Raw genomic sequence first — 14,563 nt, forward strand, 5'->3', positions numbered from 1 at the left:
GTGAAGCGTAGAGCGTGACATCAACTGCAACCGGCATCCCTGAGGTAGAACACCCCAACATCGTAACAGCCTAATTTATGACACAGTAGTACTAGTGGCCGGAGGAGGCTCAGGGATTGTCCCTTGGCTCGCCGCGCTGGCATTTCATGCACGCAAGCTTCAGGCCGAGCCGCGAGCGCCGGCCTTCCGCGGTGGTCACCCAGGGGCGCTCGACCCAGGGCGGCTGGTGGCGGACGTGCTGGTTGTGGCCGCAGGCCAGCTCGGCCACCCAGTGGCCGTCGTCGTCGCGATGATAGCCGATGATGGGCTGGCGCATGGCGAGCTCCTCATTCTTCCGGGGCGGCATAGAGCCGCAGGTGGCCCCCGACCACCGCCTCGATGTCGGCCAGGGTCGCCGCGTCGAAGGCCTTGATGCCCAGGCGGCGCAGCAGGGGCTCCCGGCCCACCAGGAAGAACACGACCTGGCCGACCAGGGTGTGGGTCTCGAGGATCACGCGCCGGTCGTCGGGGTCGCGCTCGGTGAGCCGGCCGATCAGGCCGCTCAGGGTCGTCTGGACGACGGCGAACGCCCGCGCCTGGAGGATCTCGAAGGCCTCGCTGGGGTTGACCTGCTCGCGCATCACCAGCAGCAGCCACTGGCGGCAGTCGTCGTCCTCGGCGAAGGTGCGCACCATGCGCCGCACCACCACCCGCAGCTCGGCCAGGGCGGCGTCGCGGTCCGCGGGGGGCGGCGCCACTTCCTCGAGCGCCAGCCGCTCGCGCAGCTGGTCGGCGATGTAGCCGGCCGCCGCCAGGTAGAGGCCGTGCTTGTTGTCGAAGTGATAGGCGATGGAGCCGATGTTGGCGCCGGCCTCCTCGGCCAGCATGCGGGTAGTGGTGGCCTTGTAGCCGTGCTCGCCGAACAGCCGGATGGCGGCCTGGATCAGCCGGGCGCGGGTGTCGGTGGGCTCGGGTGTGGCGGGTCGGGCCATGACGTCAGGCTCCCTTGGGCGGTGCGCGGGTGTCGATGCCGAAGAAGTAGGTGTAGAGCACGGGGACCACGCCCAGGCTCATGATGGTCCCGACACCGAGCCCGAAGGCCATGGCCCCGGCCATGCCGTAGAACAGCGGATCGCGGCCGATGATCAGCGGCAGGAAGCCGAGGATGGTGGTGATCGCCGACATCAGGATTGGTCGCAGGCGCCGCGCCGAGGCCTTGACCACGGCGTCACGTCCCGACAGCGCCGAATCCTGACGCTCGATATCGATGCGGTCGATCAGCACGATGGCGTTGTTGATGATGATGCCGGCCAGGCTGTAGATGCCGAGCAGCACCATGAAGCCGAAGTTGGCCCGGGTGGCGAGCAGGCCCAGCGCCACGCCGACGATCACCAGGGGGATGGTGGCGACGATCACCAGGGGGCGCTTGAAGGAATTGAACTGGGCCACCAGCAACACGAAGATCAGCCCGATGCACAGCGGCAGGTTGGCCTGCAGGGCCGCCTGGCCTTCCCGGGATTCCACCACCACGCCGTCGAACTCGAGCCAGTGGCCCGGTGGCAGGGTGGCTTCCAGCGAGTCGAGGGCCGGCGCCACCTGGGGCACCATGTCCTCGGCGGTGAGGCGCCGGTGGCGGCCCTCCACGGTGATGGTGCGCACCAGGTTCTCGCGGTCGATGCGGTAGTAGCCGTTGTCGAGTTGGATGTCCGCCACCTGGTTGAGGGGCACGCCGGGCCCGGGGGTGCCCAGCGGATAGACGGTGAGCGACTTGAGTCGGGCGATGCTCTGGCGCTGCTCGTCGGCGTAGCGCAGCATCACCGGGATGATGTCGTCGCCCTCGCGGTAGTGGCTCAGGTGGTAGCCGTCGAGGGCGCCGGTGAGCGACTGGGCGATGTCCTCGGAGGTGATGCCGGCGTTGCGCGCCCGGGCCTGGTCGACCTCGATGGTCAGCGACGGGATCCGTGCCTCCCAGCTCTGGCGCACGTCGCGGGCGCCGTCCAGGCCGCCCAGGATGGCCTCCACCTCCCGGGCGGCGGCGAACAGCACCTCCCGGTCCGGGCCCTTGACCTGTACCTGCAGCAGGGTGCTGTCCGAGGGGCCGAGGAACATCCGCGTGACCTGGGGCGAGAGGTCGGGGTGGCGGGTGGCGAGCCACTCGCGGGTGGCGTGGATGACCGCCTCGACCCGCTCGCGGCCGGCCACGTTGAGGACCAGGAAGCCCTTGTTGGGGGCGGGGTCGAGGGGCGTCAGCGAGAGCACGAAGCGCGGCCCGCCGAAGCCCGCGTAGGCGGCCACCCCGGTGACGTCGGCGGTCAGCGACGGGGCCTCGAGCAGCTCGCGACTCAGCGCCTGGACCCGCCGGTCGGTGGCGTTCTCGGCGATGTCCGAGGGGAAGTCGAGGGTCACCAGCACCTGGTTGCGGTCCGAGTCGGGGAAGAACTTCTGGGGCACCAGCTGCATCATCGCCACCCCGGCCACCAGGGTCAGGGCCATGGCGGTCAGGAACAGCACCCGATGATGCAGCATCCGGGCCAGCAGCCGGCCGTAGCGCCGCGACACCCAGCCGAAGGCCCGGTCGGAGAGGTTGGGGCCGCCGTCCGTGGGTTCCCCGGCGGCGGCGCGGCGCGGCGCCTTGAGGAAGCGGTGGCACAACGCCGGCGTCACCGTCAGCGACAGGAACCAGGAGCTCAGCAGGGTGATGGCGATGACGATGGAGATCGAGCGGGTGTACTCGCCGGCGGTGTGCTCGGCGAGCATCAGCGGCAGGAACACCAGGATGGTGGTCAGGCTGGACGACAGCAGCGGCAGCGCCAGCTCGCCGCCGGTCTCCGCGAGCGCCTGGTCGCGGCGGCTGCCCGCCTCCAGGCGGGTCTTGAAGTCCTCGGCCACGACGATGGCGTTGTCCACCAGCAGGCCGAGGGCGATGACCAGGGTGGCCAGGCTGGCGCGCTGCAGGGTGATGTCCATCAGGCCCATCACGGCGAGCGTCGCCAGCATCACCGTGGGGATGATCGAGCCGACGATCAGCCCGGTGCGCACGCCGAGGAAGAGGATCACCACCCCCAGCACGATGGCCAGCGTCTGCAGCACGCTCCGGGTCACCCCGTAGACGGCGTTGGCCACCTGCTCGGGCTGGAAGGTCATGATGTCCAGGCGATAGCCCGCCGGCAGGGTGGCGCGCAGCTCGTCCAGCCGTGTCCGGACGGCCCGGCCGTAGTCCAGCACGCTGCGGCCCTCGAGCATGGAGATGGCGAAGACGATGGCCGGCTCGCCGTTGAAGTAGGCCGACTTGTCCACCGGGTCCTGGTAGCCGCGGCGGATCTCGCCCAAGTCGCGCAGACGCAGGGTGCCGCCGTCGGGCAGCCGCAGCTCGGTGTCGCCCAGCGCCTCGAGGTTGCCGAATTCGCCGCTGACCTCCAGGGCCAGGCGCTGGTCCCCCGCCTCCAGCACGCCCCCCGGCGGGAAGATGTTGCGCCGCTGGATCTGGGCGGCCAGGTCGCCGGGGGTGAGGCCGAGCTCGGCGAGGCGCGCCTCGGCGATGTCGATGAACACGCGCTGGCCCTGCAGGCCCAGCAGTTCCACCTTCTTGGTGCCCGGTACGCCGTAGAGGGCGGCGCGGACGTGCTCGGCGATCTCCTGCTGCTCGGCCTGGGGGAAGTCCGCGGCGGTGAGCGCCGCGGTGACCACCGCCACGTCGCCGAAGTCGTCGTTGAACACCGGGTCCCGGGTGCCGGCGGGCAGGGCGGGGCGCGCCGCCTCGATCTTCTGGCGTACCTCGTCCCAGATCTGTTCCAGGTCGAAGTAGCGGTCCTGGATCTCGACGTGGAGGATCGAGCGGCCGCGCATCGAGGTCGAGCGGATCTCCTCCACCTCGCCGACGGCACGGATGCTCTCCTCCAGCGGCTTGGTGATGTTCTCCTCCACCTGGGCCGCCGGCAGGCCGGGGAAGGCGGTGGTGACCACCGCCTCGCGCACGGTGATCGCCGGGTCCTCTCGGGCCGGCAGGGTGAAGTAGCTGTAGAGGCCGAACAGCATGGCCAGCAGGGTGGCCAGGTAGAAGACGGGCCTTCGGCGATAGGCGATCTGGCTCAGGTTCATGGCGGACTCAGTGGTAGCGTTCCGGCCCCTCGCCGAGCAGGCTCACGGCCTGGCCGGCGCCGACGAACTCGGCCCCGCGGGCCACGATGCGTTCGCCGGCGGCGAGGTCGCCGCGCACCCTGGCCCGGCCGTCGTCGATCGCCACCACCTCGACCGCGACCCGCTCGAGGCGGTGGGTCTCGGTGATGCGCAGCACATGGACCCGATCCTCGCCGGTGTAGACCAGGGCGGTGAGCGGTACCGGCAGGGTCGCGTCGGCGTCCGGCTCGGCCAGCGACAGTGCCACCTGGGCGGTCATCCCGGAGCGCAGTCCGGCGGGGGGAGCGTCCACGGCCAGGATCACCGGGTAGTCGTTGGAGGAGCGCGGCTGGGTGCCCAGGTGGCGCAGGGTGGCGGGGCTCGCGGCGTCGCCGAGAGCCGGGACGATGACCTCGTGGCGCGAACCTTCCTCGAGGGCGCCGACCAGGGTCTCGGGCACGCTGGTCTCCACCTCGAAGCCTTCTCGGTCGGAGATCACCTCGAGGATCGGCTGGCTGGCGCCGACCCGTTCGGCGGGCTCGGCATGGCGTCGGCTCACCGAACCGTCGAAGGGCGCCTCGAGGGTGGTCAGCGTCAGGTCGCGCTCGGCCAGCTCCCGGGCCGCCTCGGCCGAGGCGTGGCGCGACTCGGCGGTGCCCAGGGCGGCCCGGGCGGCATCCAGCCGCGTCGCGCTGACGTAGCCCTTTTCGGCCAGGCTGGCCTGGCGGCGATAGTCCTGGCGCTTCTCGCGCAGCACGGCCTCGGCCTCGCGGAGTTCGGCGCGGCGCTGCCGGGCCACCAGCCGATAGCGCTCGTCGTCGAGCGCCGCCAGGACCTCGCCGGCGGCGAAGCGCTCGCCCACGTCCACGGTCAGGCGGCGGATCTCGCCGGCGATCTCGAAGCTCAGCGAGGTGCGCTCGGCGGCCTTGACCCGGCCCGAGAGACGGGTCACCGCGGCCCCGTGGCCGGCCTGGATGACGTGGCTGTCCACCACCGTGGGCGGCGCCTCGGGCGGCGCGGCCTCCGGCGAGCAGCCCGTGGCCAGCCATGACAGGACGGCCAACATCCCCCAGAGGGCCGAAAGGCGGTTGAACGGCATGGCGCGCTCCTCGCATGCGATTGCCGGGCATCGGCATGCCCGAGGCGTTGCCGGCAGTGTATTAATCATTTGATTAAATCGCAATTCCATTGGGCATCGTGTCGCTCCCTGCCGAGGTGTTCCCCTCTAGCGGGCCTGCCGCCGGCGGTTGCCGGGCGCAACGATAACGCCCCGGCCGGCAGGGCCGGGCGGGGCGTCTCCTTGAGGTCCCGGCCGCTTGCGCCGGGGGATGTCGTGTCGTCAGCTCGAGGCGGTCGGGCTGGTCGCGGGGGTGAGGCTGGCTGCGGCCCCCAGGTCGGTGGCGATGGCCTCGTCCTGCGCTTGCCACAGTTCGCGCTCCGCCTCGCTGGCTCTGGGCGAGAACAGCCCGGTCTGCGCATAGATCAGCCCGATCACCGGCGACAGCCAGCAGGCGAAGGCCAGCGGGATGTACAGCAGGTTCTCGACATGGCCCTCGCCGATGCCCAGCCCCAGGGCGCTGATCACGAAGGCCCCTCCGGCGTTCCAGGGAATCAGCGGGGAGACCAGGGTGCCGCCTTCCTCGATCGCCCGGGACAGGTTCAGGGTCGAGTAGCCCAGGCCTCGATAGGTGGGCGCGTACATGCGGCCGGGCAGGGCGATGGAGAGGTAGGGGTCGCCGGCGACCAGGTTGGTGGCGACCGAGGTCAGCACCGCCGAGGTCTGCACGCCGCGAAGCTGCGCACCTTGGTCATGATGGCGCGGATGATCGCCTCCAGGTAGCCGGTCTTCTCCAGCGCGCCGCCGAAGCCCAGGGCGATGAGGATCAGCGAGATGGTCCACATCATCGACTGGATGCCGCCGCGGTTGAGCAGGCTGTCGATGCCGGTGTCGATCCCGTAGCCACTGTTGGCATAGGGGAGCAGGTCGTGCACGCCGACCCCTTGAGCGAGCATGGCGGTGACCGCCCCGGCCAGCACGCCGGCGAACAGCGAGGGGATGGGCGGCATGCGCTTGACGGCGAGCACGATCACCAGCAGCGCCGGCAGCAGCAGCCAGGGCGAGATGGTGAAGTTGGCCTCCAGCGCGGCGGTGATGGCGGTGATCTTGTCGAAGGAGGCGGCCTGGTAGGACGCTCCTATTTCAGTTGGTCGACGGACACCGTGAAGGGCGCCACGATCATCCGCTTCCTGAAGACGCTGCTGCGATATTGGCCCGGCAAACTGCGGGTTATCTGGGACAATGCGCCAGTTCACCGGTGCCGAGAGGTGCGCGACCTGCTGAGCCGGCCCGAAGTGCAGGACCGCCTTCGACTGGAACCGCTGCCTCCCTACGCGCCGGAGCTGAATCCCGCAGAAGCCTTGTGAAGTTGGATGAAGCGGCGGCGTGACCATGTCAGGCGCTTGATGGGCGCCTCGCCAAAACATTAGAAACTATTTGGACGATCAGTAGTTCGTGATGCGCCACCGGGCGGCACGCGGCGTCGCAGCCTTCTGGATCCAGCGCAGCTTTTCCTTGATCACCCAGGCATCGCCGGTGGCCCCCTGGTCGGCCACCAACTCCTGGAGGGCAGCCAGCTGCTTGGCCACGCTGCTCAGGAACGCCTGAGACATGTCGCAGACCACCTCGATCACGTTATCCGGGTCGCCGCCATGTTCCACCAGGAAGGCGCTGAAGGCCTTGATGGCGGCCTTGCCGTGGCCGGGAACGGCGAAGAGCACCGGCTCCTGTTGGCGCTGCATGTCGAGGAACACCGTGACATAGCGCTGACGCCGTTGTGAGGCCGTTTCGTCCACGCCGACGGTGGCCACGCTGGACAGGTCCAGCTCGCCCAGCATGCGGCCGCCGTAGTGATGCACGATGCGCCACAGGCGCTTGTCGGAGATCTCCAGTTGCCGGGAGACGGCCAGCACCGGCATCTCCTTGACGAGCGACATGGCCGCATGCTCGAACAGCAGGGTGAAGTCGCTGCCCGGCCGCCTCGATGCGCTTGACGCCATGCTGGGGGCACTTGGTGCGAGGCACGCGAGTGTGCAGGTCGCAGTGGTGCTGGAAGAAGTTCAGATGCCGCCAGGTCTTGTCGGCGAGGTCATGGGCCGGGCAAGCCTTGCCGCACTCCGGGCAGGGGTAGAGGCTGCCGCGCTCGGCTTCGACATAGAGATCCAGGCGATGGGGCGACACGGAGGTATCCAGGTGCTGGTCCTTGAGCACCCAGGGCGCTTCCAGGCCCAGGCCGAGGGTCAGAATCTGGGTGCCGTCCATGCCATGCCTCCTATCGTCGTGGAGGCCATATCCTGGCCCAGCTCAGGGGGCGAATTCACACCCAACGACGAAAAGCCGAAATTTGCTTCGCCAATACACCAAGGTATGGTACATGATGGATAGAAGAAGAGAGCAAATATCATCGGCTGGTTGATGTACTTCTTGCTCATTTAGGAAGCAGGCAATCAGCGAGCCACTCTACAGCACCCCGATCGACGGGTAGGGGTAGAACTCTGCCTACCTTCAGTGAGAAAGGAAAGCTGATGCTGTAATAATCAAGCATCGATGATCATGGCTTTCTAGGAAGGAGCGGCTGATGCCAATCGTGAAGATATTAAGGCCGCACCAATATATTAAAAACGGCTTCGTATTGATAGGGCCTTTGTTTTCCCATCAATGGACATTAGCTACGTTGTCGCAAGCTTTGCTGGCTTTCCTGGCGTTTTGCTGTATCGCCAGTGCCGTCTATGTGTTGAACGATATTGTCGATATAGAAGCCGATAGAGAACATCCGGTAAAACGCTATCGCCCATTGCCCAGTAGGGAAATTTCGCTTGATTCTGCAAAATTTCTGTTGTCCATATTAGTCGTAGCGGCACTGTTGCTGTCTCTTGTCGTCAGCCTATGGGTGCTTGTATTCGTCGCTACATACTTCTTCATGAATATTGTGTATTCATGGAAATTGAAGCACGTCGTGATCCTGGATGTGTTTATTATTTCTGCAGGGTTCATGCTGAGAATTCTTGCGGGTACCGTGGGATTGGATATTGCACCTTCCGAATGGCTTTTGCTGTGCGGGTTGATGGTGACCCTGTTTCTCGGCTTTACCAAACGGCGTGCCGAACTGCTTATGCTGGAAACGACAAAAGCCAATGAGAGCTTGGCTCGGCGTGTATTGGATGAATACAGCCCTGCTATGTTGGAGCAGTTCATCGCGGTCACGGCGGCTTGCACGATCATCAGTTATGGTTTGTACACCGTATCGTCAACCACCGTGGCCCTGCATGGCAGCACGGATTTGATTTATACCTTGCCATTCGTCGTGTACGGCATCTTTCGCTACCTGTTTTTATTACACCACCGGGAGAAAGGTGACGATACGGCGAAGGAGCTATTAACCGACAAGCACTTGTTGATCACGGTGCTGGGATGGGTGGTGGCCACTCTGTGGGTGCTGGCATGACGCAACGTCAACTCAAGGGATGGCGCCTGCGGGCATTGATCCTTTCGATCATGGTTGCCACTGCCGGGTATTTGGCTTTCTCGCTATGGGGGGGATGGCAGGAAGTGGTCGCTGCTTTTGTTCGTATTGGCGTAATCGGCACTGTCATCGCGCTTGGTATGTCGTTGGTCAATTATGGCTTGCGCTTCGTGCGATGGCAGCTTTATCTGGCAGAACTCGGGCATATGGTGCCGTGGTTACCCAGCCTTCGCATTTACCTGAGTGGCTTCGCCTTGACCACCACACCGGGAAAGGCGGGAGAAGCTTTCCGAGGTGTATTGCTCAAGCAGCGCGGCGTTTCCTTTCCCACGACATTCGCTGCATTTTTGAGTGAGCGGCTTTCCGACCTGGTGGCGGTCGTGCTGCTGACGTTGCTGGGATTGGCCCAATATCCCCAGGCACGAGGGGTGGTGCTGGCAGGGGTGGCAGGTATCGTGGTGGTATTGGCATGCCTTTCCAGCCAGCGCCTGCTTTCGCGTCTCAATAGCTGGGCCAAACAGCGGGTAGGCAAGGTTGGCAGTCTGGTCGTGCATACCACTGACATGCTGCAAAGTGCTCGGCGATGTCATGGTCCCCGGCTGCTGGTGCTGGCTACCCTCTTGGGCGTGATAGCCTGGGGCGCCGAAGCGCTGGCATTCTATTGGGTGCTCGTGTGGTTGGGCGCCGATGTCTCGCTGCCTTTCGCTGTCTTCGTTTATGCCCTGTCGATGCTGGCTGGAGCCTTGAGCTTTCTGCCCGGCGGTCTTGGTGGAGCCGAAGCCGTCATGATGTCACTGCTGGTGGCAAAAGGCATGACAATGCCGGCTGCTATCGCGGCGACGGTCTTCATACGTTTGGCCACCTTGTGGTTTGCGGTGATGCTTGGGTTGATTGCCCTGTACAGCAGCCGCCATGGGGAGGCCATCACGTCATGAAGTCGCCGCTATCCTGGAACCGTATTCCCCGAGTCCAGCCGGACAAGATCCATCGTCTTGGTTACCGCCAGGCGACATTGCCCCAAGAGAACTGGCCGCTTCTTGCCTATGGCAATGGACGTAGTTATGGCGATGTATGCTTGACTGAATCGGGGACGTTGCTGCTGACACGTGGGTTGGATCGCTTCATGGCGTTCGATCGGCATTCCGGTGTCCTGCGTTGTGAATCAGGGGTCACTCTGGCGGACATCCTTGCTTTGGTGGTTCCGCAAGGCTGGTTCCTACCCAGTACACCTGGCACTCGCTATGTCACGGTGGGCGGGGCTCTCGCCAATGATGTACATGGCAAGAATCATCACGTCGTCGGTACGTTTGGGCACCATGTCCGCCGCTTCGGGTTGCTGCGTTCCAGTGGAGAACGGATGGAGTGCGCGCCTGACCGGCATGAGGACTATTTCCGGGCCACCATCGGCGGTTTGGGGTTGACTGGCTTGATCGAATGGGTCGAGTTGCAACTGATGCCGATACAGAGTCCCTGGATGTGGGTGGAGTCACAGCGCTTCGGCAATCTCGAGGAATTCTGGTCGCTCAACCGTGATGCCGAGACCAAGTGGCCCTACACGGTGGCATGGATCGATTGCCTGGCCAGTGGTAGCAAGAGAGGTCGTGGCATCTTTCTGGCGGGTCAGCATGCACCGCCTCAAGCCAACCTGCCAAGCTTCAATGAGCGTAGCAGGCGTATGGCGATCGATCCGCCGGTTTCACTGATCAATCATCTGAGCCTGCGTGCCTTCAATGCCCTTTATTATCGTCAGTCGGTCAATCCTTGCGGAGCACTTCAACACTACCAAGCGTACTTCTATCCACTGGATACGATTCAGGACTGGAACCGAATCTACGGGCGCAAAGGGTTCTTCCAGTATCAATGTGTCTTGCCGCCTTCCGTAGCGCAGGATGGCGTGGCGGAACTGCTGAACACTATTGCTGCCAGTGGGCAGGGGTCGTTTTTGGCCGTACTGAAGACCTTTGGTGAAAAGCCGTCGCTGGGGATGTTGTCGTTCCCCCGGCCTGGTACGACGCTGGCACTGGATTTTTCCAACCATGGAGAGGCAACGCTACGACTGCTGGATTCCCTCGATGCCATCCTGCGAGAAGCCGGCGGCACCTTGTATCCGGCCAAGGATGCTCGTATGCCCGCTGATCTGTTCCAGTCTGGTTTCCCCGAATGGGAACGCTTTGCCGACTACATCGATCCCGCTTTCTCATCTCGTTTCTGGCGTAGAGTCACCTCATGAATTCACTTAAACGCATTATCATTTTTGGCGCCACTTCGGCTATTGCAGAACAGACCGCTCGACAACTGGTGGCCAGAGGGGCATCGCTCTTCTGTGTTGGGCGTGATTCCAGCAAGCTCGATGCCGTGGTTCACGATCTTCAGGTCAGAGCTTCCAGCGAGCAGCGAGTCGATGGAAAAGCGGCGGACCTGCTGGATGTTTCCCACCATGAATCCCTCCTGGATGCCGCCGAGGATTTCCTGGGAGGTGTCGATGCGGTGTTGATCGCTCATGGCACCTTGCCGGATCAGAAAGCTTGCGAAGCCTCCTTGGAGCAGACACGCAAAGAAATCGATACCAATGCCACTAGTGTCATCAGCCTGTTGACGTTACTGGCCAATCGCTTTGAACGGCAGCGTTCGGGAGTCATTGCCGTCATTAGCTCGGTAGCCGGTGACCGCGGGCGCCAGAGCAATTACGTCTATGGAGCTGCCAAGGGCATGGTGTCGATCTTCCTACAGGGGCTGCGCAATCGTCTGGCGCGCAGCAACGTTAGTGTGGTGACCATCAAGCCGGGCTTCGTGGATACCCCCATGACGGCAGGTATGGATAAGTCGGGCCCCTTGTGGGCAAGGCCGGAACAGGTGGCCGAAGGCATCGTCAAAGCAATGACCAAGGGAAGGGGAGACGTCTATCTACCCTGGTTCTGGTATTGGATCATGCTGATCATCCGACATATTCCCGAATTCATCTTCAAGCGGATGTCTCTGTGAACACGACTCCCGTTGCCTTCTTCGACTTCGATGGCACGCTTACCACTGGTGACACGCTGTTGCCTTTCCTCAAGTATGTGGTAGGCGCTCCGACCTATTACACCAAGCTGGCCTTGCTCAGTCCTGTCCTCGGAGCCTATGCCACTAAACTCTTGCGCAACGACATCGCCAAGGAAATCGTGCTCAAGCAATATCTTGCCGGGTACCCTCTGAAAGAGCTTCAGGATATCGGCAAACGATTCAACAAAGAGATCATTCCCACCATGCTGCGTCCCGAAGGTATCGAACGACTGGAATGGCATAAAGCCCAAGGGCATGACTGCGTACTGGTGAGTGCATCATTGGATGTTTACCTGAAGGAATGGGCGGAATCCTATGGTTTTACGGCGTCTTTGACGTCAATCTTGAAGCAAGATGAGTTTGGCAATGTGACCGGACACTTGAACGCCGCCAATTGTTTTGGTTGGGAAAAATGCTTGCGTATTGAGACGTGGATTGAGGCGCGGAAGCCAGAAGTCACATATGCCTATGGTGATTCTGAAGGTGATTTGCTAATGCTTAAGAGTGCTAATGAAGGTTGGCGCTTCAGCTCAAGAAGAAAATGTTTCATAAGAGTGTAGACATTGTTTCCATGGAAAGGGAGTCCATGATGATGGATTGGAATGCCGAGATGTTTGCAGTGGCGCAGTCGACCTTTGTAATGCTGGGCATGCAGAGATGCAAGATATCAGCAATGGACTAACGGTGACTGGGAGAGACAAGATGTCATCTATCATGAAACCAAAATATCTTGAGCCACTTCCAGCGCTGGTGCTTTTCACCTTTGCGATCGTCTTGGCTTTTCTCGCGAGGGAGTATGGTTTCTGGCGACATGATGCGTGGGGCTACACTAAGTCCGAGTTTCTGGAATTTTCTGAAAATGCAAGGTGGCTCGCCCCCATCTTTCATTCTGCCACAAAAGATATACCTCATTATTTTTCCTGGCTGCTGTGTATGGCGATGGCTTGGGGATACGGGTATGTGTTCATGAGGAGATTCCTGGCTGGAAGTCGGTTGGAAAACAAGGCACTTCTCTACTCGGTACCATTTGTCGTCATTTTTCAGCCAGGCCTTATGGAGCAGCTTGGCTGGCCAATTCATACTCTCGCTGCGATTTTCCTGCTTTTTCTGTTCGCCTTGCTTTCAAGAAACAAGGCAAGCTTGTTATCAAGCGGTGTTGCTACCGTCCTTGTATTTGCCATTCTTCAGACATTATCCTTCCTGGCAGTGTTGCTTGCCGCTCCAGGCTATAACACGTTGCTGGGTATGAAAAAACTCAAGGTCGTGATGACATTTTTCGGCATCCTGGTTTTTTGGGGGGCTTCCATTCTTGTTTCCTGGCTTGTTTCGAAGCTCGCTCAGTATGTGTATTTCGGAAGTTTGCCAGGCCTCCCTGAATGGCGGAGTGCCCATCCAGTGAAGTCGCCACTCGATCTGTATAATAATGTCGTGAAAAATCTGGTTGACTTCGTCGAGCATGTAACCTTTATCTATTCACCTTGGATATTGTTGGCGGTAGTTTCCATTTTTGTCGCATTGGGCGTGGCTCTCTTCGTAAAACGGAAGTTGCGAGAGCTTGTCATTGCCGCTTCGATTCTGGCATTTGGCGTGTGTTTCCTGCTTTCGGTATATGTCTTCACCGCTCCTATGGGAACGATCATTGCGGATCGGACGACGTTTACGTTTGGCGTGGCATTTTTCCTGGCAGCCATTGCTTTCTATGTGGCAATGGCGGCTCTCGATTTGAATGATAAGTGGGTTTTTCCGGCTTCCATAGCCTTCGTTCTACTTGTTTCGCTGCAACCGATGTATTTGTCGTATGTCAATATGAAGTGGTATACGGCTTTTTCATCGGATTTCGTGAATGCATTGCAGGAGGTCGAAGAGGGAAGCCCACGTGACCTGAAGGGGGTAGTCGTCGAGATCAACGAATATGCGGAAAAGATCGAATGGGATAGGTGGCCAATAGACTATTCCTATGTAAGACCCGATAAATATAAGTTCATGGAAAGCTTGAATAGTCCCGGTAGATTAGGGCGGGCTTTCTATGAACTTGGCTACGATGAGGTGCATTTCTGCGGTGGCAAGGAGCCAGGAGATCCTGCGAAATGCAAGCTGGTGGAAGGGGTACCGTTTGAAAGATGCGCAAGGAGCAATCCGAGGATTTGTACAGGGGGGATATCCGATAACCGATACTGGCTGCTCAGGTTCTGATCGCTAGTTGTCGGGCGCCACTCTGTATCTTTTATAGATAACCCCGCCCGGCAGGGCCGGGCGGGGCGTCTCCTTGAGGTCCCGGCAGCAGGAGCCGGGGGATGTCGTGCCGTCAGCTCGAGGCGGTCGGGCTGGTCGCGGGGGTGAGGCTGGCCGCGCTCGCGGCCCCCAGATCGGTGGCGATGGCCTCGTCCTGTGCTTGCCACAGCTCGCGCTCCGCCTCGCTGGCCCTGGGCGAGAACAGCCCGAGCTGGGCGTAGAGGATGCCGATCACCGGCGACAGCCAGCAGGCGAAGGCCAGCGGGATGTACAGCAGGTTCTCGACATGGCCCTCGCCGATGCCCAGCCCCAGGGCGCTGATCACGAAGGCCCCGCCGGCGTTCCAGGGAATCAGCGGGGAGACCAGGGTGCCGCCTTCCTCGATCGCCCGGGACAGGTTCAGGGTCGAGTAGCCCAGGCCCCGATAGGTGGGCGCGTACATGCGGCCGGGCAGGGCGATGGAGAGGTAGGGGTCGCCGGCGACCAGGTTGGTGGCGACCGAGGTCAGCACCGCCGAGGTCTGCACGCCGCGGAAGCTGCGCACCCTGGTCATGATGGCGCGGATGATCGCCTCCAGGCAGCCGGTCTTCTCCAGCGCGCCGCCGAAGCCCAGGGCGATGAGGATCAGCGAGATGGTCCACATCATCGACTGGATGCCGCCGCGGTTGAGCAGG

At 62.2% G+C, this 14,563-nt stretch carries 15 protein-coding genes and 1 pseudogene; 7 read left to right on the forward strand and 9 right to left on the reverse strand.

Annotation, left to right across the window (positions count from 1 at the left end; all coding sequences use genetic code 11):
- Positions 1 to 109 precede the first annotated feature (109 nt).
- The 6 genes from FHR97_RS19805 to FHR97_RS20805 all read right to left on the reverse strand — a co-directional run bounded on the left by FHR97_RS19805 (position 110) and on the right by FHR97_RS20805 (position 6,408).
- Positions 110 to 316, reverse strand: a complete 207-nt coding sequence (locus tag FHR97_RS19805) for a DUF3565 domain-containing protein (protein WP_183385514.1) — start codon at positions 314 to 316, stop codon at positions 110 to 112.
- A gap of 10 nt (positions 317 to 326) precedes the next feature.
- The gene (locus tag FHR97_RS19810; RefSeq protein ID WP_183385515.1) at positions 327 to 971 is read right to left on the reverse strand and encodes a CerR family C-terminal domain-containing protein; all 645 of its coding nucleotides are present in this window, start codon (positions 969 to 971) and stop codon (positions 327 to 329) included.
- A gap of 4 nt (positions 972 to 975) precedes the next feature.
- Positions 976 to 4,077, reverse strand: coding sequence for an efflux RND transporter permease subunit (locus FHR97_RS19815; RefSeq protein ID WP_183385516.1), 3,102 nt, complete (start codon positions 4,075 to 4,077; stop codon positions 976 to 978).
- A gap of 7 nt (positions 4,078 to 4,084) precedes the next feature.
- A complete protein-coding gene (locus tag FHR97_RS19820; RefSeq protein WP_183385517.1) occupies positions 4,085 to 5,194 on the reverse strand; it encodes an efflux RND transporter periplasmic adaptor subunit in 1,110 nt (369 codons plus the stop codon).
- Positions 5,195 to 5,434: 240 nt separating this feature from the next.
- Entirely contained in the window at positions 5,435 to 5,881 is a 447-nt protein-coding gene (locus FHR97_RS20800) for a Na+/H+ antiporter NhaC family protein (protein WP_425486111.1), read from the reverse strand.
- Complete coding sequence (locus FHR97_RS20805; RefSeq protein ID WP_425486112.1) at positions 5,860 to 6,408, reverse strand: Na+/H+ antiporter NhaC family protein; 549 nt, start codon at positions 6,406 to 6,408, stop codon at positions 5,860 to 5,862. Before FHR97_RS20805 ends, FHR97_RS20800 begins: the two co-directional genes overlap by 22 nt.
- Between FHR97_RS20805 and FHR97_RS20810 the strand changes: the two genes are divergently transcribed.
- Positions 6,316 to 6,519, forward strand: coding sequence for a transposase (locus tag FHR97_RS20810; protein WP_183385518.1), 204 nt, complete (start codon positions 6,316 to 6,318; stop codon positions 6,517 to 6,519). The two genes, FHR97_RS20805 and FHR97_RS20810, sit on opposite strands and share 93 nt — an antisense overlap.
- A gap of 78 nt (positions 6,520 to 6,597) precedes the next feature.
- On the opposite strand, the gene FHR97_RS19835 is transcribed toward FHR97_RS20810, so the two are convergent.
- Positions 6,598 to 7,152 (reverse strand): transposase, encoded by a 555-nt coding sequence (locus tag FHR97_RS19835; RefSeq protein ID WP_183385519.1) that lies wholly within the window; start codon positions 7,150 to 7,152, stop codon positions 6,598 to 6,600.
- Positions 7,153 to 7,210: 58 nt separating this feature from the next.
- Positions 7,211 to 7,414: pseudogene (locus FHR97_RS20815) on the reverse strand (ISL3 family transposase); the annotation flags it as partial.
- Positions 7,415 to 7,730: 316 nt separating this feature from the next.
- Here FHR97_RS20815 and FHR97_RS19845 point away from each other — a divergent pair.
- The 6 genes from FHR97_RS19845 (at position 7,731) to FHR97_RS19870 (ending at position 13,850) form a co-directional block, all read left to right on the forward strand.
- A complete protein-coding gene (locus tag FHR97_RS19845; RefSeq protein WP_183385520.1) occupies positions 7,731 to 8,597 on the forward strand; it encodes a decaprenyl-phosphate phosphoribosyltransferase in 867 nt (288 codons plus the stop codon).
- Positions 8,594 to 9,550, forward strand: coding sequence for a lysylphosphatidylglycerol synthase transmembrane domain-containing protein (locus FHR97_RS19850; protein ID WP_183385521.1), 957 nt, complete (start codon positions 8,594 to 8,596; stop codon positions 9,548 to 9,550). Before FHR97_RS19845 ends, FHR97_RS19850 begins: the two co-directional genes overlap by 4 nt.
- Positions 9,547 to 10,845 carry an FAD-binding oxidoreductase gene (locus FHR97_RS19855; RefSeq protein ID WP_183385522.1) on the forward strand — a complete coding sequence of 433 codons (1,299 nt, stop codon included), beginning with the start codon at positions 9,547 to 9,549 and terminating at the stop codon, positions 10,843 to 10,845. The genes FHR97_RS19850 and FHR97_RS19855 overlap by 4 nt, the downstream gene beginning before the upstream one ends.
- Complete coding sequence (locus FHR97_RS19860) at positions 10,842 to 11,597, forward strand: SDR family oxidoreductase (protein WP_183385523.1); 756 nt, start codon at positions 10,842 to 10,844, stop codon at positions 11,595 to 11,597. Before FHR97_RS19855 ends, FHR97_RS19860 begins: the two co-directional genes overlap by 4 nt.
- A complete protein-coding gene (locus FHR97_RS19865; protein ID WP_183385524.1) occupies positions 11,594 to 12,217 on the forward strand; it encodes an HAD-IB family hydrolase in 624 nt (207 codons plus the stop codon). The genes FHR97_RS19860 and FHR97_RS19865 overlap by 4 nt, the downstream gene beginning before the upstream one ends.
- Before the next feature lie 142 nt (positions 12,218 to 12,359).
- A complete protein-coding gene (locus FHR97_RS19870) occupies positions 12,360 to 13,850 on the forward strand; it encodes a hypothetical protein (RefSeq protein ID WP_183385525.1) in 1,491 nt (496 codons plus the stop codon).
- A gap of 112 nt (positions 13,851 to 13,962) precedes the next feature.
- On the opposite strand, the gene FHR97_RS19875 is transcribed toward FHR97_RS19870, so the two are convergent.
- Positions 13,963 to 14,563: Na+/H+ antiporter NhaC family protein (locus FHR97_RS19875; RefSeq protein WP_281380512.1), on the reverse strand; the 601-nt coding region annotated here is incomplete at its 5' end.

Origin of the sequence: Halomonas stenophila (assembly GCF_014192275.1) — a bacterium.
GTDB classification, from domain to species: Bacteria; Pseudomonadota; Gammaproteobacteria; order Pseudomonadales; family Halomonadaceae; genus Halomonas; species Halomonas stenophila.

Bases quoted from the DNA above. Each gene is read 5' to 3' on its own strand.
- FHR97_RS19805 (WP_183385514.1), bottom strand. From the start codon at position 316: ATGCGCCAGCCCATCATCGGCTATCATCGCGACGACGACGGCCACTGG.
- FHR97_RS19810 (WP_183385515.1), bottom strand. From the start codon at position 971: ATGGCCCGACCCGCCACACCCGAGCCCACCGACACCCGCGCCCGGCTG.
- FHR97_RS19815 (WP_183385516.1), bottom strand. From the start codon at position 4,077: ATGAACCTGAGCCAGATCGCCTATCGCCGAAGGCCCGTCTTCTACCTG.
- FHR97_RS19820 (WP_183385517.1), bottom strand. From the start codon at position 5,194: ATGCCGTTCAACCGCCTTTCGGCCCTCTGGGGGATGTTGGCCGTCCTG.
- FHR97_RS19835 (WP_183385519.1), bottom strand. From the start codon at position 7,152: ATGGCGTCAAGCGCATCGAGGCGGCCGGGCAGCGACTTCACCCTGCTG.
- FHR97_RS19845 (WP_183385520.1), top strand. From the start codon at position 7,731: ATGCCAATCGTGAAGATATTAAGGCCGCACCAATATATTAAAAACGGC.
- FHR97_RS19850 (WP_183385521.1), top strand. From the start codon at position 8,594: ATGACGCAACGTCAACTCAAGGGATGGCGCCTGCGGGCATTGATCCTT.
- FHR97_RS19855 (WP_183385522.1), top strand. From the start codon at position 9,547: ATGAAGTCGCCGCTATCCTGGAACCGTATTCCCCGAGTCCAGCCGGAC.
- FHR97_RS19860 (WP_183385523.1), top strand. From the start codon at position 10,842: ATGAATTCACTTAAACGCATTATCATTTTTGGCGCCACTTCGGCTATT.
- FHR97_RS19870 (WP_183385525.1), top strand. From the start codon at position 12,360: ATGTCATCTATCATGAAACCAAAATATCTTGAGCCACTTCCAGCGCTG.